Origin of the sequence: Paraplanobispora siamensis (assembly GCF_016863175.1) — a bacterium.
In the GTDB taxonomy this organism is placed as follows: domain Bacteria; phylum Actinomycetota; class Actinomycetes; order Streptosporangiales; family Streptosporangiaceae; genus Planobispora; species Planobispora siamensis.
This window is the reverse complement of sequence record NZ_BOOJ01000032.1, coordinates 154,821-176,180: the sequence shown is the minus strand read 5'-3', so window position 1 is coordinate 176,180 and position 21,360 is coordinate 154,821. Positions and strand designations below refer to the sequence as shown.

General features: G+C 74.3%; 17 protein-coding genes. 2 read left to right on the top strand and 15 right to left on the bottom strand.

All coding sequences use genetic code 11. The annotated features are described in order from the left end of the window. Positions 1-139: 139 nt before the first annotated feature. Positions 140-688, top strand: a complete 549-nt coding sequence (locus Psi01_RS19755) for a GNAT family N-acetyltransferase (RefSeq protein ID WP_204065512.1) — start codon at positions 140-142, stop codon at positions 686-688. 3 nt (positions 689-691) lie between these two features. Here Psi01_RS19755 and Psi01_RS19750 read toward each other — a convergent pair whose 3' ends face one another. Further along, positions 692-1,180 (bottom strand): GNAT family N-acetyltransferase, encoded by a 489-nt coding sequence (locus tag Psi01_RS19750; protein WP_204065511.1) that lies wholly within the window; start codon positions 1,178-1,180, stop codon positions 692-694. Between the two features lie 101 nt (positions 1,181-1,281). Between Psi01_RS19750 and Psi01_RS19745 the strand changes: the two genes are divergently transcribed. Beyond that, complete coding sequence (locus Psi01_RS19745) at positions 1,282-1,500, top strand: hypothetical protein (RefSeq protein WP_204065510.1); 219 nt, start codon at positions 1,282-1,284, stop codon at positions 1,498-1,500. A gap of 4 nt (positions 1,501-1,504) precedes the next feature. Here Psi01_RS19745 and Psi01_RS19740 read toward each other — a convergent pair whose 3' ends face one another. The 14 genes from Psi01_RS19740 to Psi01_RS19675 all read right to left on the bottom strand — a co-directional run bounded on the left by Psi01_RS19740 (position 1,505) and on the right by Psi01_RS19675 (position 21,356). Then, positions 1,505-2,500: an alpha/beta fold hydrolase gene (locus Psi01_RS19740; RefSeq protein ID WP_204065509.1), complete on the bottom strand. Its 996-nt coding sequence runs from the start codon at positions 2,498-2,500 to the stop codon at positions 1,505-1,507. A gap of 114 nt (positions 2,501-2,614) precedes the next feature. Continuing rightward, positions 2,615-3,757 carry a serine hydrolase domain-containing protein gene (locus Psi01_RS19735; protein WP_239127854.1) on the bottom strand — a complete coding sequence of 381 codons (1,143 nt, stop codon included), beginning with the start codon at positions 3,755-3,757 and terminating at the stop codon, positions 2,615-2,617. After that, complete coding sequence (murQ, locus tag Psi01_RS19730; RefSeq protein ID WP_204065507.1) at positions 3,750-4,667, bottom strand: N-acetylmuramic acid 6-phosphate etherase; 918 nt, start codon at positions 4,665-4,667, stop codon at positions 3,750-3,752. Before murQ ends, Psi01_RS19735 begins: the two co-directional genes overlap by 8 nt. Positions 4,668-4,744: 77 nt before the next feature. After that, the gene (locus Psi01_RS19725) at positions 4,745-5,653 is read right to left on the bottom strand and encodes a GNAT family N-acetyltransferase (RefSeq protein ID WP_204065506.1); all 909 of its coding nucleotides are present in this window, start codon (positions 5,651-5,653) and stop codon (positions 4,745-4,747) included. Beyond that, entirely contained in the window at positions 5,650-6,660 is a 1,011-nt protein-coding gene (locus tag Psi01_RS19720) for an ABC transporter ATP-binding protein (protein WP_204065505.1), read from the bottom strand. The genes Psi01_RS19725 and Psi01_RS19720 overlap by 4 nt, the downstream gene beginning before the upstream one ends. Then, positions 6,657-7,784 (bottom strand): ABC transporter ATP-binding protein, encoded by a 1,128-nt coding sequence (locus tag Psi01_RS19715; protein ID WP_204065504.1) that lies wholly within the window; start codon positions 7,782-7,784, stop codon positions 6,657-6,659. The genes Psi01_RS19720 and Psi01_RS19715 overlap by 4 nt, the downstream gene beginning before the upstream one ends. A 2-nt stretch (positions 7,785-7,786) precedes the next feature. Further along, positions 7,787-8,689, bottom strand: a complete 903-nt coding sequence (locus Psi01_RS19710) for an ABC transporter permease (protein ID WP_204065503.1) — start codon at positions 8,687-8,689, stop codon at positions 7,787-7,789. Continuing rightward, positions 8,686-9,726: an ABC transporter permease gene (locus tag Psi01_RS19705; protein ID WP_204065502.1), complete on the bottom strand. Its 1,041-nt coding sequence runs from the start codon at positions 9,724-9,726 to the stop codon at positions 8,686-8,688. The genes Psi01_RS19710 and Psi01_RS19705 overlap by 4 nt, the downstream gene beginning before the upstream one ends. 3 nt (positions 9,727-9,729) lie before the next feature. Further along, positions 9,730-11,544 carry an ABC transporter substrate-binding protein gene (locus Psi01_RS19700; RefSeq protein ID WP_204065501.1) on the bottom strand — a complete coding sequence of 605 codons (1,815 nt, stop codon included), beginning with the start codon at positions 11,542-11,544 and terminating at the stop codon, positions 9,730-9,732. 193 nt (positions 11,545-11,737) lie between these two features. Next, positions 11,738-14,956: a non-ribosomal peptide synthetase gene (locus tag Psi01_RS19695; protein ID WP_204065500.1), complete on the bottom strand. Its 3,219-nt coding sequence runs from the start codon at positions 14,954-14,956 to the stop codon at positions 11,738-11,740. After that, complete coding sequence (locus tag Psi01_RS19690) at positions 14,953-16,893, bottom strand: non-ribosomal peptide synthetase (protein ID WP_204065499.1); 1,941 nt, start codon at positions 16,891-16,893, stop codon at positions 14,953-14,955. The genes Psi01_RS19695 and Psi01_RS19690 overlap by 4 nt, the downstream gene beginning before the upstream one ends. 1 nt (position 16,894) lies before the next feature. Further along, the gene (locus tag Psi01_RS19685) at positions 16,895-18,310 is read right to left on the bottom strand and encodes a condensation domain-containing protein (protein WP_204065498.1); all 1,416 of its coding nucleotides are present in this window, start codon (positions 18,308-18,310) and stop codon (positions 16,895-16,897) included. Next, positions 18,307-19,731 carry a condensation domain-containing protein gene (locus Psi01_RS19680; protein WP_204065497.1) on the bottom strand — a complete coding sequence of 475 codons (1,425 nt, stop codon included), beginning with the start codon at positions 19,729-19,731 and terminating at the stop codon, positions 18,307-18,309. Before Psi01_RS19680 ends, Psi01_RS19685 begins: the two co-directional genes overlap by 4 nt. Then, positions 19,728-21,356, bottom strand: coding sequence for a condensation domain-containing protein (locus tag Psi01_RS19675; RefSeq protein ID WP_204065496.1), 1,629 nt, complete (start codon positions 21,354-21,356; stop codon positions 19,728-19,730). The genes Psi01_RS19680 and Psi01_RS19675 overlap by 4 nt, the downstream gene beginning before the upstream one ends. Positions 21,357-21,360: the final 4 nt, after the last annotated feature.

Here is a 21,360-nt window from a genome sequence, read left to right as displayed (position 1 = left end):
GCTATCGGCGGTCACGTGCGAGGGAGCAGGTCATGGCCACAGCGTAACCGGGGGCGACCGGCCGCTCGCGCGGCTCGGCCGCTTTCCGCACGGCAGGAACACCTCGATCTCCGGCATATCGCTCTGAGACGATTGCCGGATGATCCCGACGAGGACCGAACGACTCCTCCTGCGCCGGCCGGGCGAGGAGGACGTCGAGCCGCTCACCGTGATGAACAGCGACCCGGAGGTCATGCGGTACATCGGCGACGGCTCGGTCCCACCGCCGGACCGCGACCGGACCGCGGCGGGGATCGCGCGCGTCCGGCAGGAGTGGGACGAGCGCGGCTTCGGCATGCTCTCCGTCGTCATCGCCGAGACCGGGAAGTTCGCGGGGTGGGTGACCCTGACCGTGCCCGCCTTTCTGCCGGAGGTCCTCCCGGCCGTGGAGATCGGGTGGCGGCTGCGGCGTGAGTGCTGGGGGTACGGCTACGCCACCGAGGCGGCCCGGGCGATGCTGCGCTTCGGGTTCGACGGCTGCGGGCTCGACCGCGTCGTCAGCATCCGGCACGTCGACAACCTGCGCTCGAAGCGGGTGATGGACAAGCTCGGGATGCGCTTCGGGTTCGAGACCCTGGTGCCCGCCACCGGGCGGCCCGTCGCGGTCCACGAGATCGGCAGGGCCGACCACGACGCCCTCCCGGCGTGACCCTCAAAGAGTCCTGTGCATGACGTGGAGCCCGACGAATCCCTCCACCGGATGCCGGAAACCCTCCGGAACCGTGCCCAGCACCTCGAAGCCCAGCGACCGGTACAGCGCCACGGCGCGCACGTTCGTCTCCACGACCGCGTTGAACTGCATCGCCCGGAAGCCCGCCGTACGCGCCCAGTCCAGCGTGTACTCGCACAACCTCCGGCCCACGCCGCGCCCGGAGTGCGCCGGATCGACCATGTAGCTGGCGCTGGCGACATGCGATCCGTTGCCCCACTGGTTGTTGTTCATCTTGGCCGTCCCCATGACCGTGCCGGCCTCGTCGACGGCGACGACCGTCCGGTTCGGCGACGGCAGCACCCACCAGCCCCGGGCCTCCTCCTCACCGAGTTCGACCGGATACGTGAAGGTCTCACCCGCCGCGACGATCTTCTGGAAGAACGGCCAGATGGCGGACCAGTCCTCCGCGGTGACTTCCCTGATCAGCATCCGGCCATGATGCCGGGCGAGCGGGCGTCACCGCCAACCGCTTTCCGCCCGGAGGCTCGACCGGATTCGTCGCCCCGGCTCAGGGCGAGCGGTGGCTGCGGGTGGCGCTGTACGGCGCGGCGGCCGCCTTGCTGGCGCCGCTCGGTCTCGTGCTGGCGGGCCTGCTGACGGACATGGGGGACGTCTACACCAGTGCCGCGGTCACCGCCGACGCCCTGACCATGGTCTGGCTGGCCCGCTCCGCCCACGACCTGGCCGACCCGCGCCACCAGCCGGTCCCGCCCCCGTCCCCGCCCCTGCCCGCGCAGCCGCAGAGCTGAGACCTCAGGGCCGGGCGGCGGCGACCACTCCGGCGACGGCATCGATCACCAGGTGCGGCTGGGCGAGGTGGACGTAGTGCTCGCCGGTCGCGGCCCGGACGTACCGGCCGCGGGCGGACAACCCGGCCAGGGCCTCGTGGACCCCGGCCGGGCCTGCGCTCCCGGCGGCGATCACCACGACCGGCATGTCCCCCCACGCTCCCGGCCGTTCGGCCGCGCGGACCTGCCGGATACCGGCCGTGCTCGCCTCCGCCTCCCGTACGGCCGCCGCCATCGTGCCGGGACCGTAGACCACCGCCGCGTGCTCGCGGCCCATCGCGGGGGTGCCCCGCGGGAGCAGCCGGTCCCCGGCCACCCGGACCAGCCCGAGCCGGGCGGCCAGGCCGTACAGGCGCATCTGGCCGATCATCAGCGGGACGGCCTGCTCGGTCGCGGCGTCCGACCTCCCCGACGCGTCGGTGACGTCCACCAGGACCATCCCGGCGACCCGTCCGGGGTGGCGGCCGGCCAGCAGGCGCGCGACGTTGCCGCCGTAGGAGTGGGCGGCCAGGACGAACGGCCCGGTCTCGCCGCTCCGCTCCAGCAGCGTGTTCAGCTCGGCCGCGGCCCTGGCGGCGTCCCGGGGGCCGGGACCGGGCTCGCTCCAGGCGTATCCGGCGCGGTCGTAGGCGCAGGCCCGGATCGAGCGGGCGGCGAGCGCGGAGCGCACCTGCGACCAGTTGGCCGAGGACTCGCCCCACCCCGCTTCGAGCAGGACGGTCGGACCGCCGGAACGGGGTCCCTCGCAGTGCAGGTGGAGCCGGTGCCCGCCGACGTCGACGAGCCGGCCGGGCGCCGGATGCCGGGTGCCGTCCCCCGCCCCGGCGACGGTCTCGGCCCCGTAGGCGATCCCGGCCAGGGCGAGCAGGACGGCCGCCGCCCGGCCCGCGATCCGGGCCGCCCGCCGCAACCGGCTCCCGTGCCCGGCCCGTTCTCCGCCGGTCCCCGATTCCGCTCTCATCTGCCCGATCCCCACGTGCCGCCGGATGGTCGCGGGGACGGCGTCCGGCGATGACCGGCCGCCGTCCCCCGGTGATCAGGTTTCCATCGGGAGCCCGCCGGGCGGATCGGCCCTTCAGCCGACCGGTCCGGTCCGGCCTCTGGGACCGCGGTCTACGACCCGGGAATGATCCGGCCCCTCCCCTGACAGGTCCCCGTCCCCTGACAGGCGCAGCGCCTCGGCGGCGACGGCGTGACGCAGGGCCCGGATGCCGGGGCGCCCGCGCAGCGGGTGGACGTTGTTGGTCAGCAGGACGACGGTCAGGGCGCGGGCCGCGTCGACGACCAGGGAGGTGCCGGTGAAGCCGGAGTGGCCGTAGGCGTCGGGCAGCGGGCCGACGATGGCCGGGTCGCCGATCCGCACGCCCAGGCCGTGGCGGAAGTCGGGGTCCCCGACCCCGTGGTCGCGGGTCATCTCCGCGACGCTGTCCGCGCCCAGGATCGGGGCTCCGCCGGTGCGCAGCGTCTCGGCGAACCGGAGCAGGTCGTCGGCGGTGGAGAACAGGCCCGCGTGCCCGGCCACCCCGCCCAGGCCGTAGGCGGTCTCGTCGTGGACCTCCCCGCGCACGCAGCCCGGGTGGGGGCGCTCGGCCTTGTACTCGGTGGCGACGGTCCTGGGCAGGATCGACGCGGGCGGGCGGTAGCCGGTGTCGGCCAGGCCCAGCGGGCCGGTGACGCGCTCGCGGAGCAGCTCGTCGAGGGGCGCTCCCCCGGCGAGCTCGGCCACCCGGCCGACGGTGATCATCCCGAGGTCGGAGTAGAGATAGCGCTCGCCGAGCGCGTACGGCGGCGGCGTGGACAGGATCCGCTCCATCCGCGCGGCGTGGACCTCCGGACCGGCGCCGGGGAGCTCCCGGTCCACCCGGCGGCCGGGCGGCAGGCCCGCGGTGTGGGTGAGCAGATGGCGGAGCGTGGTCCGCGGGTGGCCGCCGTAGCAGGCGGGCAGCCGGGCGGCGACGGGCTCGTCGAGATCGAGGCGCCCCTCCTGCGCCAGCGACAGGACGACGGCCGTGGTGAACAGCTTGGTGACGGACGCGAGGTCGAAGACCGAGTCACGGCGGGCCGGGGGCGGCCCCGGCACGAGCTCCTCCGACACCCCGGCGTAGCGTACGGCCTCGCCCGTCGCCGCCGCCGCGACCACCCGCCCGCCCACGGCGATCACCGCCACCGCCGCCGAGCACACCTGCGGCACGGCTCCGGCGAGCACCCGTTCAAGCACCGCGCACCCCTCCGGCGGCCAGCGCCGCCTCCAGGCTGTCACCGTACGTCGACAGCAGGGCCCGCGCATCGTCGGCGTCCAGGTCCTGCTGGATCATCACGATCGCCACCTTCACGTTCCAGTCCGCCGCCTCCAGGGCGGGGCGGGCCGCCGAGAGGTCGGCGCCGGTGATGTCGCTGACCATCCGGGCGGCCCGGTCGGCGAGCTTGGAGTTGGCCGCCGACACCTCGATCATGTTGTTGCCGTAGGTCCGGCCCAGCCCGATCATCGTGATCGTCGAGATCATGTTGAGGACCAGCTTCTGCGCGGTGCCCGCCTTCAGGCGGGTCGAGCCGGTCACGACCTCCGCCCCGACGATGACCTCGATCGGGTACCGGGCCGCGGCCGAGATCGGGGTCCTGGCGTTGCAGGACAGCGCCACGGTCAGCGCTCCCCTGCGGGCGGCCTCCTGGAGCGCTCCGAGCACGAACGGCGCCCGCCCGCTGGCCGAGACGCCCACCACCGAGTCGAGCGGGCCCACCTCCCGCTCCCCCATCGCGCCGGCGCCGGCGCCGGCGTCGTCCTCGGCCCCCTCGACCGACCTGGTCAGGGCGGGCACGCCGCCCGCGATGACGCCCTGGACCAGCTCCGGATCGGTGCCGAAGGTGGGCGGGCACTCCGAGGCGTCCAGGACGGCCAGCCGGCCCGACGTCCCGGCCCCCACGTAGATCAGTCGCCCGTCCCTCCTCATCCGCTCGACGATCGCGTCGATCGCCGCGGAGATCTCCGGGATCACCTCGGCCACCGCGGCGGGCACCGTGGCGTCGGCGGCGTTCATCAGCCGGGCCACCTGCTCGGTCGAGAGCCGGTCGATCTGGCTGTAGCGAGGATCGCTCTGCTCGGTGGACAGACCGGCAAACGGATCAATCATGACGCCCCATGTCGCTAATCTTCATCGAAGGCTCATAAAATGTAAATCGTCTTCTCGCGATATCGGGCACGCGACCGTCACCGCAGGTCACGGCGGTAGAGCCAGAAGACCCGCTCGGCCCGTGCGCCGGCCGCTCGGGAGTAGAAGCCCAGCGGGCCCACCCAGGAGATCTGCGCGCTCTCCAGGCCCGCCGCCCGCATCTCGGCCAGGCAGCGGCGCAGCAGCACCCGGCCGACGCCGAGGCCGCGCGCGGCCGGGGCGGTGCCCATCGGCCCGAACCAGGCCGGGCGGGCGCCCCAGGCGGCGAAGGCGATGATCTCCCCGTCCCGGGCGGCGTAGTGGCAGCCCGTGCCCTGCGCCGCCTCCCAGGCCCACGCCTCGCTCCAGTGCGCGGCGACGAAGGCGGCCACGGCCGCGCGGTCCGCGGGACCGGCCGCGTGCACGGTGACGCCCCGCTCGGTCAGGCGCGCCGTACCGTCGGACAGGTCCGCGGCGCCGAGGTCGACCGTCATGTTCCAGGCGCAGTGGTAGCGCTCGTAGCCGAGGCTCTCGGCCAGGCAGGCGGCGGGGGTGTGGCGCACGTCGATGCCCGGCCAGGCGTAGCAGGGCGGGTTGCCCGCGAAACGGGCCTCGGCCGCCCCCTCGGCCCGCAGCCACTCCTCGGCCGCGCCGACCAGCGCCCTGCCCAGCCCCCGCCCCTGGACGGAGGGGTGTACGGCGAGCAGGTCGATGTGCCCGACGGCGGGATCGCGCTCGGAGATCGAGGCGAAGACGACCGCGTCGCACCCGGGCGTCGTCAGAACGGTCCAGCGGCGTCCGGGCGGCGGCGCCACGAGCCGGGCGACCAGGGCCGCCCCCTCCCCCGGGTCGAGGGTGAGCGCCGCCGAGGCCGCCTCCCCGAGGACCTCCAGTTCGGCGGGGGACGCCTCCCGGACGGTCCGGCCCGCCCGCTCGCCGGGCTCGCCGTCCCATCCCACCGGGTTCATGCCCGGTCCGCCGGCACGGCCACGACGCTGCGGGCCTCGGGATGGAAACAGGCGTGCTCCTGGGGGATGTCACCGGTACGGCCCAGCGCCGGGACCTCCGCGGCGCAGCGCGCGGTGGCGAACGGGCAGCGCCGGGCGAACAGGCACCCGGCGTCGGGCTTGTCCTCCTCCAGCGTCCCGGTCGGCGCCACCGGCTGCTCCCCGGGCCGCTCCAGGCCGTGCAGCACCGGGATCGCCGACAGCAGCGCCTGGGTGTAGGGGTGCACGGGGGCGGAGATGATCGTCTCCACGGGGCCGCGCTCGACGACCTGCCCCCGGTAGATGACGTACAGCTCGCCGTCGTCGCCGATGTAGCGGGCGGTCGCCACGTCGTGGGTGATGAACAGCACGCTCACCCCGAGCCGCTCGCGCAGGTCCCTCAGCAGCGCGAGGATGCCCAGCCGCAGCGACACGTCGATCATGGACACGGCCTCGTCGGCGACGAGCATCTCCGGGTCGACGGTCAGGGCGCGGGCGATGACGACCCGCTGGCGCATGCCGCCCGACAGCTGGTGGGGATAGCGCGGCAGCACGTAGTCGGGATCGAGGCCGACCAGGCCCAGCAGCTCCCCGGCCCGCTCGTCGACCCATGACGCCGTCCGCCCGGTCTGCCCGGCCCGCAGGGCCAGCGGGGCCAGCAGCGCCTGGTACACCGTGCGGGTCGGGTTGAGCGCCGAGTACGGGTCCTGGTGGATGAGCTGGATGCGGCGGAAGTACGGTCGGCGCGCCCGCGGGCGCAGCGACGACATGGCGACGCCGTCGATGGTGATCTCGCCGGAGTCGTGGCCCTCCAGCCCGGCGATGATCCGGCCCAGCGTCGTCTTGCCGCAGCCGGACTCGCCGATGAAGGAGACCGCACCTCCCCGGCCGACGGTGAAGTCGACGCCGCGCAGCGCCCTCACCTCCCGTGCGCCGAGTACGCCGCCCCGCTGCCTGAAGGTCTTGGTGACGCCCTGTCCCGTGATCACACCTGCTCCTCCCGCGCTCCGGCGGTGACCGCCCGCCCCTCCGGCTCCCCCGCACCGTCCTGTCCGCCATGGTTCCCCGCGCCGGCCCGATCCTCCCCGGTGCCGCCCTCCACAGCGTGGCACGCCACGAGCCGCGCGCCGTGGGCGACCTCAGGCGGTTCCTGCGTGACGCAGACGTCCGTGCGCAGCGGGCAGCGCTCCCTGAACACGCAGCCCGCGGCGGGGATCGTGGCCAGCGTCGGCGGGCGGCCCGGCAGCGCCCTGGCCTCGCCGATGTCGCCGACCAGACGCGGGATGGCCTGGATGAGCCCCCGGGTGTAGGGGTGCAGGGGCTCGCCCAGCACCTGCCGGGTGGGCCCCTGCTCGACCACGCGCCCGCCGTACATCACCGCCAGCCGGTCGGCGACCTCCGCCACCACGCCGAGGTCGTGGGTGATGACCAGCGTGGTGAGCCCGCGTTCCTCGTGGACCTCGCGGATGATGCGCAGGATCGTCGCCTGGGTGATCATGTCGAGCGCGGTCGTGGGCTCGTCCAGCACGACCAGGTGGGCGTTGAGGACCAGGGCGAACATGATGCCGACGCGCTGGCGCATGCCGCCGGACAGCTCGTGCTGGCGGGAGTCCAGCACGCGGGCGCCGTCCAGCCCCATCCGGCCGAGCAGGTCCCTGGCCTCGCGGACCAGGCCGCGCAGGTCCGCCACGCCGTGCGAGCGGCCCAGGTCCAGCAGCTGCTTGCCGACCGGCTTGAGGGGGTTGAGGGAGTTCTGGGCGGCCTGGAAGACGTAGCCGACGTGCCGCCCGCGCGCCCGGCGCAGCTCCTCCCCGCGCAGCGTCACGACGTCGCCGAGACCGTCGATCTCCACGCTTCCCGCGCTGATCCTGCCGGGCGGCTGGACCGCGTTGAGCAGCGACAGCGCCAGGGTGGACTTGCCGGATCCGGACTCGCCGACCACACCGGTGATCGTCCCGGGCGGCAGCTCCAGGTCGATCCCCCGTACGGCGGGCAGCTCCCCTGCCGGGGTCCGGTAGACGACCGACAGCCCGCTGATCCGGACGCCGGGCGCCCCGCGCCCGAGGGTGTCCGGCGGATTGTCCGCACGGGTGTCCGATGGGGTCGAAGGCACCCTCACTCCTCACGCAGCCGGGGGTTGAAGATCTCGTCCATGGCGTCGACCACGAGCACGATGCCCAGGGTGAGCAGCAGGATCGCCAGCAGGGGCGCCATCATGTACGGCAGCGCCGCCGTGGAGGTCAGCGCGCCGCCGCCGAACACGGAGAGGTTGAGCATGACCCCCCAGTTGTCGGCCTCGAACGGCAGCACGCCCAGGAAGAACAGGCCCACCTGCGCGTACACGGCGCCGGTGACGGCGATGAGCATGTTCATCGCGATGAACGGGGCCATGCCGGGCAGCAGCTCCCGCCCGACGATGTGCGCCGTCGGCAGGCCCAGGCCCCTGGCCGCCTCGACGAAGCCGCGCTCGCGCAGGGACAGGGTCTGGGCCCGCACCGCCCGCGCCACGCCGCCCCAGCCGAGCAGGCCCAGCACCAGACCCATCTCCACGGCGCTCTCGAACTTCCACACCGTGGACAGCACCAGCAGCAGCGGCAGGGCGGGGACGGTCAGCTTCATGTCGGTGATCCGCATGAGCGCGCTGTCCCACCGGCCGCGCCGGAACCCGGCGAACAGCCCGATCGCGGTGCCGAGCACCACGGTGATGACCGCGGTGACCAGGGCGGTCGTCAGCACGTACCGCGAGCCGGTGACGACCAGCGCGAGCACGTCGGTGCCCTCGAAGTCGGTGCCGAAGGGGTGCTCCCAGCTCGGCGGGGCGTAGAGCGCGTCGTCGTCGCGGGGCAGGCGTTCGGGGTACAGCAGCGGTCCCGCCACCCCCATGAACGCGAACCCGATGAGGATGACCACGCCCAGCATCCGGCTGGGCTTGCGCCGCAGCACCCGCCAGACGCCGCTCCAGAAGTTGCGCCGCAGGGTGGCACGGGAGCCGCCGGCGACGACGATCGGGGCCGTCATGCGGACTCCTCTCCGGAGCGGACCCGCGGGTCGATCACGGTGTAGAGCATGTCCGCCACGATGTTGGCGATGACGATGGCCACCGTGATCAGCAGGAAGGCCCCGCCCATCAGCGCGTAGTCGCGGCCGGTGATGCTGTCGAGCAGCAGCAGCCCCAGCCCGGGATAGGTGAAGATCCGCTCGATGAAGATCGCGCCGCCGAAGAGCAGGCCCAGCGAGAGCGCGAGGATCGTGAACAGCGGCAGGATCGCGTTGCGCGCCACGTAGCGGAAGACGATCCCGCGGGTGAGCCCGCGCAGTTCGGCGGCCAGGATGAAGTCGTCGCCGAGCACGGTCACCACGCTCGACTTCATCGCCAGGATCCAGCCGCCGTAGGAGGCCAGCGCGTAGGTCAGCACCGGCAGCGTGGCGTGCTCGGCCAGCGAGCCGACGTACTCGGCGGTGAGGCCCGGCTCGATCATGATGTCGGCCGTCCCGCTGCCCGGCAGGATCGGCCACAGGGTGGTGAAGATCGCGCCGAGCAGCAGCGCGAGCACGTACTGCGGCACCCCGTGCAGGAGCGAGCCGGAGATGGCCAGGACGTCGCCCAACCGGCCCGAGCGCCGGATGGCGGCGTAGACGCCCATGGTCACGCCGAGCAGGAAGCTCAGCAGGGTCCCGGCCAGGACCGGGATGACGGTCCAGGTGGCCGCCGCGGCGAGCATGCCGGTGACCTCGGCCCCCGGCGTGCTCAGCGACTGGCCCAGGTCCAGGGTGAGCAGCCCGCCCATGTAGTCGACGTACTGCTCCCACAGGCTGCCTCTGGGCAGGAAGCCGTACAGCACCGCCGTGGCGCGCTCGGCCTGGTCGGGCGACATGCCCTGCTCGACGAGTTTCTCGTAGCGTGCGGCGATGGGATCGCCCGGGATGTTCCTGATGATCACGAAGTTGATCGACGTGACGACCAGGATCATGGCCAGCCCGCGGGCCAGGTGGCCCGCGAGCCGGCGCGCGACGGCGATCGCTCCGGGACGGGCCCGGACCCCGATGAGCACCATCGCCTACTTCTTCTTGATCATGCCGAGCTGGATCCAGACGCCGGAGGTCAGGCGCAGCGCGTCGCTCTCGGCCTGCGGGAAGCCGGTGAAGCGCGAGGTGTTGACGAACTGCGTGTTGACGTAGTCCCACATCTGGATCACCGGCAGGTCCTGGTTCGCGGCCTTGGCGAGGGTCCCGATGATCTCCTTCTGCTCGGCCTCGGGGGCGGAGTTGAGCTTGACGGCCAGCTCACCGGGATTGATCTTCTCCCCGTCCACCTCGACGGTCTCCGGGCCGCCCATCCAGTTGCCCTCCTTGCCGGGGGCGACGTGCTTGAGCTTGCCGCCGAACAGCTGCCAGCCGTTCGGCGTGCCGTACAGGCGCTGGTAGATGTTGTACGGCGCCGGCCCGAGCGCGACCAGCCAGAACCCGGTGTCGTACTTGCCGGCGGCCAGCTCCTCCAGATAGAGCGGATAGTCGGCGGTGGTGACGACCTCGGCCTCGATCCCGGCGTCGCCCAGCTGGCTGGCGACGGACTTGGCGCCGGCCAGCCAGTCGGAGAACGGCGCGGGCACGTGGATGGTCATCTTCCAGGGCGAGCCGTCGGGCATCGCCCACTTGCCACCCTCCTTCCTCATCCCGGCGGCCTTGAGCTCCTCCTCGGCCTTGGCGGGGTCCGCCTTGTACGGCTCCAGCGTGGTGAAGGCGTCGCCCAGCCACTCGGCGGCGGCCTTCTGGTGCATGCCGGAGGTGGTCACCGAGGCGATGCCGCCCTCCGGCGAGGCGACCTTGGTGACCTGCTCGCGGTCGATCAGGTAGGCCAGCGCCCGGCGGACGTGCACGTTGTCGTAGGGCTTCCTGGACTGGTTGAACGCCAGCGCGTTGCCCACCGGCGAGTAGCCCTTGACGACCTCGTTGCCCGGCGTCCGGACGATGCGCTTCATCACCTCGGCGGGGACCGCGGTGAACGGGGCGTTGTCGAGCCGGCCGGCGATCAGGTAGTTCCAGATCTGCTCGTTGCCGGCGTAGTGCAGCAGCTTCACCTGGTCGGGGGCGACGTTGGCGGCGTTGTGGAAGTGCCTGTTCTTGACCAGCAGCGCCTCGCCCGGGTTGACCCGTTCCAGCGTGAACGGGCCGGCGGAGACGTCCTTGGCCGGGGCGAAGGAGATGACCTTCTCGGCCAGCCCGGTGATCTCGGCCCGCGCCGCCTCGGCCTGGGCGCCGTCGCCGCGTGCGGTCTTCAGCTTGTCCCAGAAGTCGGCCGGCAGCAGGCTCCCCCAGACGTGGGCCGGGACGATGATCGTCTCCATGACGCCCCGGACGAAGGTGACGCTCGGGTTCTCCGCCGACTGGGTGATCTTGATCGTCTTGTCGTCGATCACCTCGATGTCGGAGGCGGTGCCGGCCGCGGCGGGGTCGAGCGCGTAGGCCGTGCCGCCCTGGGTGTAGGCCAGCCCGATCGAGACCTTCACGTCCTCGGCGGTGACCGGTTTGCCGTCGGACCACTTGTTGCCCGGCTGGAGCCTGAGGGTGATCGACGACTGGTCGGGGGCGATCTCCCAGCTCTCCGCGATGCCCGGATAGAACTGGTTGGGGTCGGTCAGGTGGTTCTTGGTCCATGCGAGCCACATCGAGTTGTAGCCGCGGAACGCGTTGCCCTTCGGGTTGAACGGGTTGATCGGCGCGTTGGCGTCGATGCCCGGGCGCAGGCCGTCGATCGTGGTGTAGACGCCGCCACCGCCGCTTCCGCCGGACGATTTACCCGGCGTGTTGCCACTGCTGCATGCCGTGACGGCGGCAAGGCTGAGCAACGCCGCTACCGCTGCTAGACGCTTCATGAACCGCTCCGTGGGGGGTCTGCTGGAGCCCGAAAGATCGGGACTTTGACCGGACCATACGGGCGCGCCGAATCGCCGTCAATAATCTCCACGAGGCGTGAGGCTTCTGTAACTTTCCTTCTCTGCAGTTTTCCTTCATCGCCGTACGGCCGCGGGCCCGGCACGGGACGGCTCCCGCATCGGGCCCGGGCGCTCAGCCGCCCAGCAGGTTCATCGCCTCCTCCTCGGTCATCCCCGCCAGCTCCTCGATCAGCAGCGTCTCCACCTCGGCGGCGAGGGCGGCGATGGTGGTGCGGGCGAAGACGGTCCGGATCGGGACCTCCACCCCGGTCGCCCGGCGGATCCGCGCGGCCACCCGCGTCGCCAGCAGCGAGTGGCCGCCCAGCGCGAAGAAGTCGTCGAAGACGCCGAGACCGGTGACGCCGAGCAGTTCCTCCCAGATCCCCGCCACCAGCCGCTCGGCGTCGTCGCGCGGCGGGACGCGCTCCGGCGCGGGCGCCGCGGCGGGCTCGGGCAGCGCCGCACGGTCGATCTTGCCCCGGGCGGTCAGGGGCAGGGCGTCCAGCCGGACCCAGGCGGTCGGGACCAGCTGGCGGGGCAGGACGCGCTCCAGGTGCTCGCGCAGGTCGGCCGGGTCGGCGGAGCCTGTGACGTAGGCGACCAGCTCGCCGTCGCGCGCGGTGACGAACGCCTGCCCGACCTGGGGATGGGCCAGCAGACGACTCTCCACCTCGCCGGGCTCGATCCGGAAGCCGCGCACCTTGAGCTGGCCGTCCAGCCGTCCCAGGAACTCCAGCCGCCCGTCCGTGCGCCATCGGGCCCGGTCGCCGGTCCGGTAGCGGCGCGCTCCCGGCGGGCCGTACGGATCGGGGACGAAGGCGGCGGCGGTCAGGGCGGGCCGGCCGAGATAGCCGCGCGCCACCCCGGCCCCGCCGATGACCAGCTCACCCGCCGCGCCCGGCGGGAGCGGCCGCCCCCGTCCGTCCAGCACGCGGACCGAGGTCGCGCCGATCGGCCGGCCGATCGGCGGGCGGCCGGCGACCGCCCCGGCGTCCAGGTCTTCGGCCGTGGCGATCACCGCGGCCTCGGTGGGGCCGTAGGTGTTGACCAGCCGGACCCGGTCGCCGAACCGCTCCCGCCAGCGCCCGACCGCCGCCCCGGCGACCTGCTCCCCGCCCAGGATCACCAGGCGCAGCCCCGGCGGCCAGGCGATCTCCTCCAGCTCCTCGACCAGTGCGTGCCAGTAGGCGGTCGGCAGGTCCAGTACGGTGACCCGCTCGCCCGCCGGGGAGCCCAGCACGTCGGGCAGGCTCGTCGCACCCTCGGGCAGCAGCACCAGCGCGGCCCCGGCGGCCAGCGCGGGGAAGATCTCCTCCACGTGGGCGTCGAAGCTGAGCGAGGCGAACTGGACCACGTGGTCGCCCGGTCCCAGGCCGTAGTCCGCGCACATCCACCGCACCCGGGCGGCGACGGCGCCGTGCTCCACCAGCACGCCCTTGGGGAGCCCGGTGGAGCCCGAGGTGGTGATCACGTAGGCGGCGTCCGCCGGGCCGGCCTCCACGGGAGCGTTCACCGGAGCCGCCGCGGCGCCGGGGTCGATCGCGGTCCCTCGGAGCTCGGCGGGCAGCTCCCGCCGGGTGATCACGTGGGTGACCGCGGCGTCCTCCATGGAGAAGGCCAGGCGCTCGTCGGGGTCGGCCGGGTCGAGCGGGAGGTAGGCGGCCCCGGCCCGCCACACGGCCAGCAGCGAGGTGATCATCTCGATCGAGCGCGGCAGGCAGACGCCGACGACGTCGCCGGGACGCACCCCGGCCCGCACGAGCGCGCCGGCCAGCGCGTCCGCCCGGGCGTCCAGCTCGCCGTAGGTGACCCGGTCCTCCCCGCAGAGCACGGCCACCGCCCCGGGCGCCCGCCGTACGGCCTGGGTGATCATCTCCGGCACGGCCGGGGCGTCCGCGGTCCCGGAGCCGTCCGGTGGCCCGGCCAGGGCGCGGATCTCCTCCTCGTCCTCGGCGGTCCAGATCGGCAGGTCCGAGACGGCGGTGTGCGGATCGGCCGCCGCGGACTCCAGCAACCGTGTGAACCGTCCGGCCAGGCGGCGCACCGCCTCGTCCTCGAACAGCCCGGTGTCGTAGCAGAACGTGATCCCCAGCCCGTCGGCGCCCGACCACGCCTCGACCTGCAGGTCGATCTTGGCCTGCCGGAATCCGGCGTCGAACCCGGTCACCTCCAGGTCCCCGAACCCCCGCCGGGGCCCGCCGTCCTGGCTGTGCAGGATCAGCATCGACGGCATCAGCGACTCCGCCGGGGTGTCGAGCCGCTCGAACGGCACGGCGGAGGCGCCCAGCACGTCCAGGACGTCGCCGCGGGTCCGGGTGACCAGCTCGGCGAAGGACGGGTCCCCGCCCAGGTCGCCCCTCAGGATCACCGGCTGCGAGGCGTATCCGACCATCGACTCCAGCTCGACCCGGTCGCGGCCGGCTATGACGCTGCCCACCAGGACGTCCGTCAGGCCGGTGTGCCGTGACAGCAGCACCTGGTAGGCCGCCATGAGGACGGCGAACAGGGTGGTGCGCCGCTGCCGGGCCAGTTCCTCCAGCCGCCGGGCCGTGGCGGGCGGCAGGTGGATGCCGTGGAACTCCCCGCGCCCGCTCGCCCGCTCGCCGCGGAAGGGCAGCTCGGCGGGGGGCGGGTCGGCGAGCTTGTCCTGCCAGTACGGCACCGCGCGCCCGGCCCGGCTCCGCTGCCACAGGGCGTGGTGGACGGCCCTGACGGGCAACGGCGGCAGGTCCGGCTCGGTGCCGGAGACGCGGGCCGTGTAGTACGCGGCCAGCTCGTCGAGGATCACGTTGAGCGACCAGCCGTCGGAGATGATGTGGTGCATCGTGACGCACAGGAGATGCTCGTCGTCCCGCCCGTACTCACCGCCCGGAGCGCGGTCGCCGGAGCCGTGCCCGTCGTCCGGGGCGCGGTCGTCCGGGGCGTGGTCGTCCGGAGCCCGATCGCCGGAGTGGCGCCCGCCGTCCGGGGCGTGGTCGCCGGGGCCGTGACCGCCGTCGGCCACTCGGATCACCGCGATCCGCAGGGGCACCCCCCGCGCCAGGTCGAACGGCGCGTTGACCCGCTCGGCCACCAGCCGCTCGGCCTCCCGCCGGTCCCGGGCCACCGGCCAGTCGATCACCGCCGGGGCCGGGGGGTCGACCACGGCCCAGGGCGTGCCGTCCTCCTCGGTGAAACGGGTGCGCAGGCTCTCCTGGCGGGCCAGGACGTCGTCGAAGGCCCCGGCGAGCGCGGCCCGGTCGAGCGGCCCGCGCAGGCCGCGCACGAGGTACACGGTGTAGGAGGCGTTGTCCGGTTCGAGGCGCTGCAGGAGCCAGAGCCGCTCCTGGGTCGGGGACAGGGGCGCCCTCATGCGCCCGGCGCCAGTTCGTCGAACAGGGCCGCGAGCTCCTCAGGGGTGAGGCCGTCGAGCTGCTCGCGGAGCGCGGCCAGGTCGTCCAGATCCGAGCCGTTGCCGTTGCCGAAGCCGTCGAGCCGCGGGGCCAGCCCGGCGACGGTGGGGTGCTCGAACAGCTCCGCGATCGGCACGTCGACGCCAAGGCGCGCCTGCAGCCTGGCCACGAGCCGGGCCGCCGTGAGCGAGTGCCCGCCCAGCTCGAAGAAGTCGTCGTCCACGCCGACCGGCTCGTCCAGGCCCAGGACCTCGGCCCACACGGCGGCCATCTCCTCCTCCACCGGGGTGGACGGCGCGCGGTACGGCACGCCGGAGACCGGCGCCCCGGCGGGCGGCGGCAGCGCCGCGCGGTCCAGCTTGCCGTTGGGGGTGAGCGGCAGCCGCTCCAGGATCACGAGATGCGCGGGGACCATGTACTCGGGCAGCCGCGACCGCAGCAGGGCGCGCGCCTCCTCGCGCAGCCCCTCCGGCTCGGAGGCCTCGGAGTCTGCGGGTCCGGGGTCCGGGACGAGATAGCCGACCAGCCGGGGCAGGCCGTCGGGCCCCTCGTGCACCGCGACGGCGGCCTGCCGTACCCCGCCTGCCGACCGCAGGACGGTCTCGATCTCGCCGAGCTCGATCCGGAAGCCCCGGATCTTGACCTGCTGGTCGGCCCGGCCCAGATACTCCAGGCGTCCCGAGGCGCCGATCCGCGCCAGGTCGCCGGTGGCGTACATGCGGGCGCCGGGCCGGCCGGCGAACGGGTCGGGCAGGAAGCGGGCCGCGGTCAGGGCGGGCATGCCGTGGTAGCCGCGCGCCACCCCCGCGCCGCCGATGTGGAGCTCTCCCTCCTCCCCCTGCGGCACGGGCCTCCCGTCCGGGTCCAGCAGGTACAGGGTCGTCTCCGCGATGGCCTCGCCGAGGTCGACCGGGGCCGGCGCGGACGCGACCGGCCCGGCCGTGGACCACACGGTCGTCTCCGTCGGGCCGTACACGTTCCACAGGCGCGTGCCCGTCCCGCCGAGCGCGTCGGCCAGGTCACGGGGAAGCGCCTCGCCACCGCAGAGCCGGGTGGTGATCGACCCGGGCACCCCGCCGGACTCCAGCAGCAGGCGCCAGGTCGCCGGGGTGGCCTGCATGATCGTGGCCTGCTCCGCGGCGGCCAGCGCGCGCAGCGCCGGGCCGTCTGCCGCCGTGCGCGCCGGGGCCACGACCACGCGGGCGCCGCAGGCCAGCGGGAGCAGCAGCTCCAGGACCGAGATGTCGAACGACAGGGTGGTGACGGCCAGCCAGCGGTCCTGCGGGGTCACAGAGAGCAGGGCGCCGAACGACCTGATCAGGTTGACCACGGCGCTCTGCGGGATCGCCACCCCCTTGGGCCGCCCGGTGGACCCCGAGGTGTAGATCAGATAGGCCAGGTCTCCCGCCGGCCCCGTGATCCCGCCGGAGACCGCCGCGTCGGGGATCGGCACGCCCGGGTCGGGGCTCCCGCCGGGGACCGTGCCGTCCGGGGCGAGCGTCAGCACGCGGGGCACGCCGTCGAGCAGCCGCCCGTCCACGCCGGGACCGGTCAGCACCAGCCCGACCCCGGCGTCCTCGCGCATCAGGCGGAGCCGGTCCTCGGGGAAGGCGGGGTCGAGCGGGACGTACGCCCCGCCCGCGGCCCAGACGGCGAGGACCGCGACGACCATGGCCACGTCGCGTTCCATGCACAGGCCGACGGGGACCTCCGGGCCGACGCCCCGGCCGCGCAGGACCGCCGCCAGGCGGTCGACCCGTTCGTGCAGCTCGCGGTGGGTGAGCGGGCCTCCCGGCCCGCTGACCGCCACCGCGTCGGGCGCCAGGTCCCGCCAGCGCCGTATCAGCTCCAGCGTCGTCACCACGCGTGGCACACCTTTCAAGTCACCGATCGTCATCTCAGAGGTCTCCCAGCTCGGACAGGCGCAGACCGGGGTCCGCCCCGGCGCGCTCCACCACGGTGGTGAAGGCGCGGGCGAAGCGCCGCGCGGTCGCGGCCGTGAACAGGTCGGCGGCGTAGTCGAGGACCCCGCCGAGCCCCTCGGCGGTGCGCCAGGCGTCCACCGACACCTCCGCCCTGGTCCGGCCGGTCGCCGGCATCGGGTAGACCTCCACCGCGAGGTCGCCCATGGTCGGGCGCAGCAGGTCGTCCTTGGGCATGTTGTGCAGGTTGAACATGGCCTGGAACAGCGGCGGGCGGCTCAGGTCGCGGGGCAGCCGCAGCGCTCCCAGGACCTGCTCGAAGGGCGCGTCGGCGTGCTGCATGCCGCGCAGCAGCGAGGCGCGGGTACGGCCCAGCAGCTCGCTGAAGGGCGGGTCGCCCGACAGGTCGGCGCGCAGCGCGAGCGTGGTGGAGAAGTAGCCGATCAGCGGCGCCAGCTCGGTCCTGGTCCGTCCCGCGACGGGCACCCCCACGCACAGGTCGTCCTGCCCGGCCAGCAGCCCGAGCGCGGCCTGGTAGGCGGCGAGCAACGCCATGAACAGGGTGCAGCGTCCCTGCCGGGCGGCCTTCTCCAGCCGGTCGAGCGCCTCCCCGGGCACCAGCAGGGGCACCTGCCCTCCCTGGCCCGTCCGGCGCGCCGGGCGGGGCAGGTCGGCCGGCAGGTGCAGTACGGGGACCCCGGCGAGCGTGCGGGTCCAGTACTCCAGCTGGGCCGTGCGGTCGCGTTCCCTGTCCTCGGCGGCGAAGTCGGTGTACTGCAGGGGCAGCTCCTCCAGCACCGGCTCGCGCCCCTCGCGCCCGGCCGCGTAGCACTCGGCCAGCTCCCGCATCAGGACGTCCAGCGACCAGCCGTCGACCACGATGTGGTGCAGCACGATGCACAGCAGGGCGTCGCCGTCCTCCAGCCGCATCAGCGCCGCCCGCAGCGGCGGGCCGGTCTCCAGGTCGAAGGGCCGGTTGACGAACTCCACCACGGCCGGCGCCGGGTCGCCCGCGACCTCGGCGAGCTCCAGCGGCACCGGCCCGGCGGGCCCGACGGTCTGCACGGGCCCGCCGTCGGCCGACAGGAACCGGGCCCGCAGCACGTGGTGCCGCTCGGCGACGCGGGTGAGCGCCGCGGCGATCGCGCCGGCGTCGACCGCGCCGCGCAGCCGTACGCACCAGGGGGTGTTGTAGGAGGTGTCGGCCGGATCGAAGCGGTTGAGGAACCACAGCCGTTCCTGCCCGTGGGAGAGCGGCCACGAGCGCGACGCCTGCGCGGCCCCGCCCAGGGTGCGGGCGCGCAGCGCCTCGCGGCGCTCCGGCGGCAGCTCGGCCAGCCGGGCGAGCAGCGCCGCCCGGCGTTCCACGGCGTCCGGCCCGCCCGCGGTCATCGGGCGGCCTCCGGTACCGGCTGCCCGTCCCTCGTCACCGGGGTGATGCCGCACAGCGCGGCGACCTCGCCCAGCGGCACGTCCTCGGTGACGCTGCGCACCAGCAGGGTCTCCATGCCCCGCAGGAGGGTGTAGGCCGTCGAGCGGGACAGGAACGCGGTGTCGACCAGCAGGTAGAGCTGGCAGGTGTGGGTGGCGGGACCGGTGGCGAAGAAGGCGGTCGCCTCCACCATCGGCCACGCGCCGACGAAGAACGTCCTGGTCCGTCCGGCCAGGGAGGCCAGGTCCCCGGCGGGCAGGTTGGGCCAGTGGCCGATCGCCCGGGTGTCGTTGAAGTAGCCGGACAGGTCGACTTCCCCGCCCCGGGCTCGCCCGACCTCCGCGCGCAGGGCCCGCATCGCGGGCGGGTCGTAGTGCGCGTACCGGTAGGAGGTGAGCGCCTGCCCGTGCCCGGCGCGCGCGGCGTCGGCGAAGGTGCCCTCCGTCAGCGCCAGAGTGAACAGCCCGTCCTGTACGGCGGTGCCGACCATGGCGGCGGTCCGCGGATCGTGCCGGTTGGCCACGATGAGCTGCATGGCGACCTCCCGGTGACCGGTCAGGGTCGCCAGGAGCACCGCGCTGGCCGAGGTCAGCACGCTGGCCGTGCTGACCGACCACCGCTCCGCCAGCGTCTGGGCGGCCAGGGCCGCGGCGGCGGACTCCATGCCGACCCGGACGAACCTCGGCTCCTCGGGGGTGCGCTGCGGGAAGTCGAAGAGGGTCAGCGGAACCCGTTCCAGCGCGGCGCGCCAGTGCCGCAGCGCCCGCTGCCCGCGCACGGCCCCCTCGCCCTGCTCGTAGGCCGCCTGGTCCAGCGGCTGCCAGACGGGGTCGGGCAGTTCCTCCCCGGCCAGCAGCGCCCTCCAGTCGGTGGCGAGGATCTCCAGCGCCCAGGCGTCCACCGCCAGGTGGGTCAGGGCGAAGGCGACCGCCCGGGGCCGTCCCGCGCCGGTGACGACGGTGCACCGGATCAGCGGCTCCCCGGCCTGTCCCCCGGCGTAGTCGAACCCAGTGGCGGCCAGCTCGGCGGCCAGCCGCCCGGCCACGGCCAGGGGCCTTTCGTCCCCGGCCTCGAGGACGCCGACCGTCAGCCTGCCCTCGCGCGCCACGCGCTGGACCGGCCCGGCGGGCGTCTCGTGGTAGGTGGTGCGCAGGCTCTCGTGCCGTTCGACCAGCCCGCGCAGGGCGTTCAGGACGGTGTCCAGGTCGCGCCTGCCGTGGACGGGCAGGGTCCAGGGCATGTTGTAGTACGGGTCGCCCTCGTCCAGCCAGGTGATCAGCCGCCAGAAGGCCCGCTGGCCCCAGCTGAGCGGGGCCTCGCCGCCCCGCGCCCCGGCGAACTCCAGCGTCACCGCCCGCTCCGGTGTGGTCCCGGCCGTCATCGGGACCTGGCGATCTCGTCGGCGACCCCCGTCACGGTCGGGTCGTCGATGAACACCTCGAAGGACAGCTCGATCCCCATCCGGTCGCGCACCTGCGCGATGATCTGGGTGATCGTCAGGGAGTGCCCGCCGAGGTCGAACAGGTCGTCGTCCGGCAGGACCTCCTCCAGTCCCAGCACGTCACGCCAGATCGCCGCGACCTGCTCGACGAGCGCGGCGTCCGTCCCGGCGCCCGCCGCCGGCTGCCCGGCGGGCGCGGTCTCCGTCCCGCTCCCGGCGTCCGCCGCGTCCACCTGCGCCTGCGCCTGCGCCGGCCGCGGCAGGGGCAGCTCGCCGATCGGGGCGTCCGGGCGGACGGCCACGGCCGCCAGCAGGTCGCGCAGGTGCCCGGCCACGGCCTCGCATCCGGCGCGGTCGAGGACCGCGGGGTTGAACTGCAGTCGCGCCGACAGTCCCGCGGGCCCGTCCACGGCCTGCAGGTGCAGCGTGTTGCGCACGGTCCCGTTGAACATCGCCCACTCGACGCGGGCGTCGAGGCCGGGGAAGACCGGGTCCCCGCCGGAGCGCGCCCGGTAGCTCACCGAGACCGGCGTGAGCGCGGTGCGCGGGCCGATCCCGCCCAGGGCCCGCGCCAGCGGGACGTGGCGGTAACGGTAGACGGCGCGCAGCTCCCGCCTGACGGCCTCGGCGAACTCGGCGAACGTGCCGCCGTACGGCGCGCAGGTCACGGGCAGCTCGTTGACGAAGGGCCCGATGTGGTCGCGCGTCTCCTCGGTCCGGGTGGACAGGTCCACGGCCACGGTGACCGGCTCATTGCCGTAGGCGTGCAGGAGCGCCTGAAGGGCGGCCAGCACCAGCTCGAAGCGGGTGACGCCCAGCCGCCCGGCCGCCTCGGCCACCTCCCCGCCGAGGGCGAGGTCCACGGCGTCGCCGGGGGCGGCCCGCAGCGAGGAGCGGCCGGCCCCGGGCAGCAGGACGTCCCGGTCGTGCCAGCGGGGCCGCCAGAACTCCGCCGCCGCCTCCAGGTCGGCCTCCACCCGGTCCTGCTCGGCCCGGGCCGCCTCGCCGTACGGGACGGGAAGGGGGCCGAGTCCGGCGCCGCCGTAGGCGGCGGCCAGGTCGCGCAGCAGGACGTCCTTCGACATGCCGTCGAAGACCGCGTGGTGGGCCACGACCAGCAGCAGGTGCCGGTCGGGTCCCAGCCGGAACAGGGTGAAGCGCGACACCGGCCCGGTCCGCACGTCGAGGGGCTCGGCGGCGCGGGCCGCGATCCACTCCGGCGAGCCGGGCAGGCCCGCCGTGAGCTCCGCGAGGGCCCCGGTGATCGTGACACCGGCCTGCGGGCCGGGCCCGTCGCCGGAGACGTCCTCGAACAGGATCGGCGGGGGGACCTCGGCGGGGAGGGTCCACACCTGCCCGTCCCGCTCGGCCAGCGCCGAGGCGAGGATCGGGTGGCGGCGGACCACGGCGGCGCAGGCGGCGAGCATCGCCTCCGCCTCGAGCGGGCCGTCGAGGTGGACCGCGAGCGGCATGCGGTAGACCGGGCCGCCCGCGCCCGTCCGCTCGGTGATCCACATTCCGTGCTGGGCGAGCGAGGCCCGCTCCCACTCCTCTACCAGGGACACCGAC

Excerpts from the sequence above, each read along its gene's own strand:
- Psi01_RS19750 (WP_204065511.1), bottom strand. The coding sequence starts at position 1,180 with ATGCTGATCAGGGAAGTCACCGCGGAGGACTGGTCCGCCATCTGGCCG.
- Psi01_RS19700 (WP_204065501.1), bottom strand. The coding sequence starts at position 11,544 with ATGAAGCGTCTAGCAGCGGTAGCGGCGTTGCTCAGCCTTGCCGCCGTC.
- Psi01_RS19695 (WP_204065500.1), bottom strand. The coding sequence starts at position 14,956 with ATGAGGGCGCCCCTGTCCCCGACCCAGGAGCGGCTCTGGCTCCTGCAG.
- Psi01_RS19680 (WP_204065497.1), bottom strand. The coding sequence starts at position 19,731 with ATGACGGCCGGGACCACACCGGAGCGGGCGGTGACGCTGGAGTTCGCC.
- Psi01_RS19705 (WP_204065502.1), bottom strand. The coding sequence starts at position 9,726 with ATGGTGCTCATCGGGGTCCGGGCCCGTCCCGGAGCGATCGCCGTCGCG.
- Psi01_RS19710 (WP_204065503.1), bottom strand. The coding sequence starts at position 8,689 with ATGACGGCCCCGATCGTCGTCGCCGGCGGCTCCCGTGCCACCCTGCGG.
- Psi01_RS19690 (WP_204065499.1), bottom strand. The coding sequence starts at position 16,893 with ATGACGATCGGTGACTTGAAAGGTGTGCCACGCGTGGTGACGACGCTG.
- Psi01_RS19755 (WP_204065512.1), top strand. The coding sequence starts at position 140 with ATGATCCCGACGAGGACCGAACGACTCCTCCTGCGCCGGCCGGGCGAG.
- murQ (WP_204065507.1), bottom strand. The coding sequence starts at position 4,667 with ATGATTGATCCGTTTGCCGGTCTGTCCACCGAGCAGAGCGATCCTCGC.
- Psi01_RS19740 (WP_204065509.1), bottom strand. The coding sequence starts at position 2,500 with ATGAGAGCGGAATCGGGGACCGGCGGAGAACGGGCCGGGCACGGGAGC.
- Psi01_RS19685 (WP_204065498.1), bottom strand. The coding sequence starts at position 18,310 with ATGACCGCGGGCGGGCCGGACGCCGTGGAACGCCGGGCGGCGCTGCTC.
- Psi01_RS19725 (WP_204065506.1), bottom strand. The coding sequence starts at position 5,653 with ATGAACCCGGTGGGATGGGACGGCGAGCCCGGCGAGCGGGCGGGCCGG.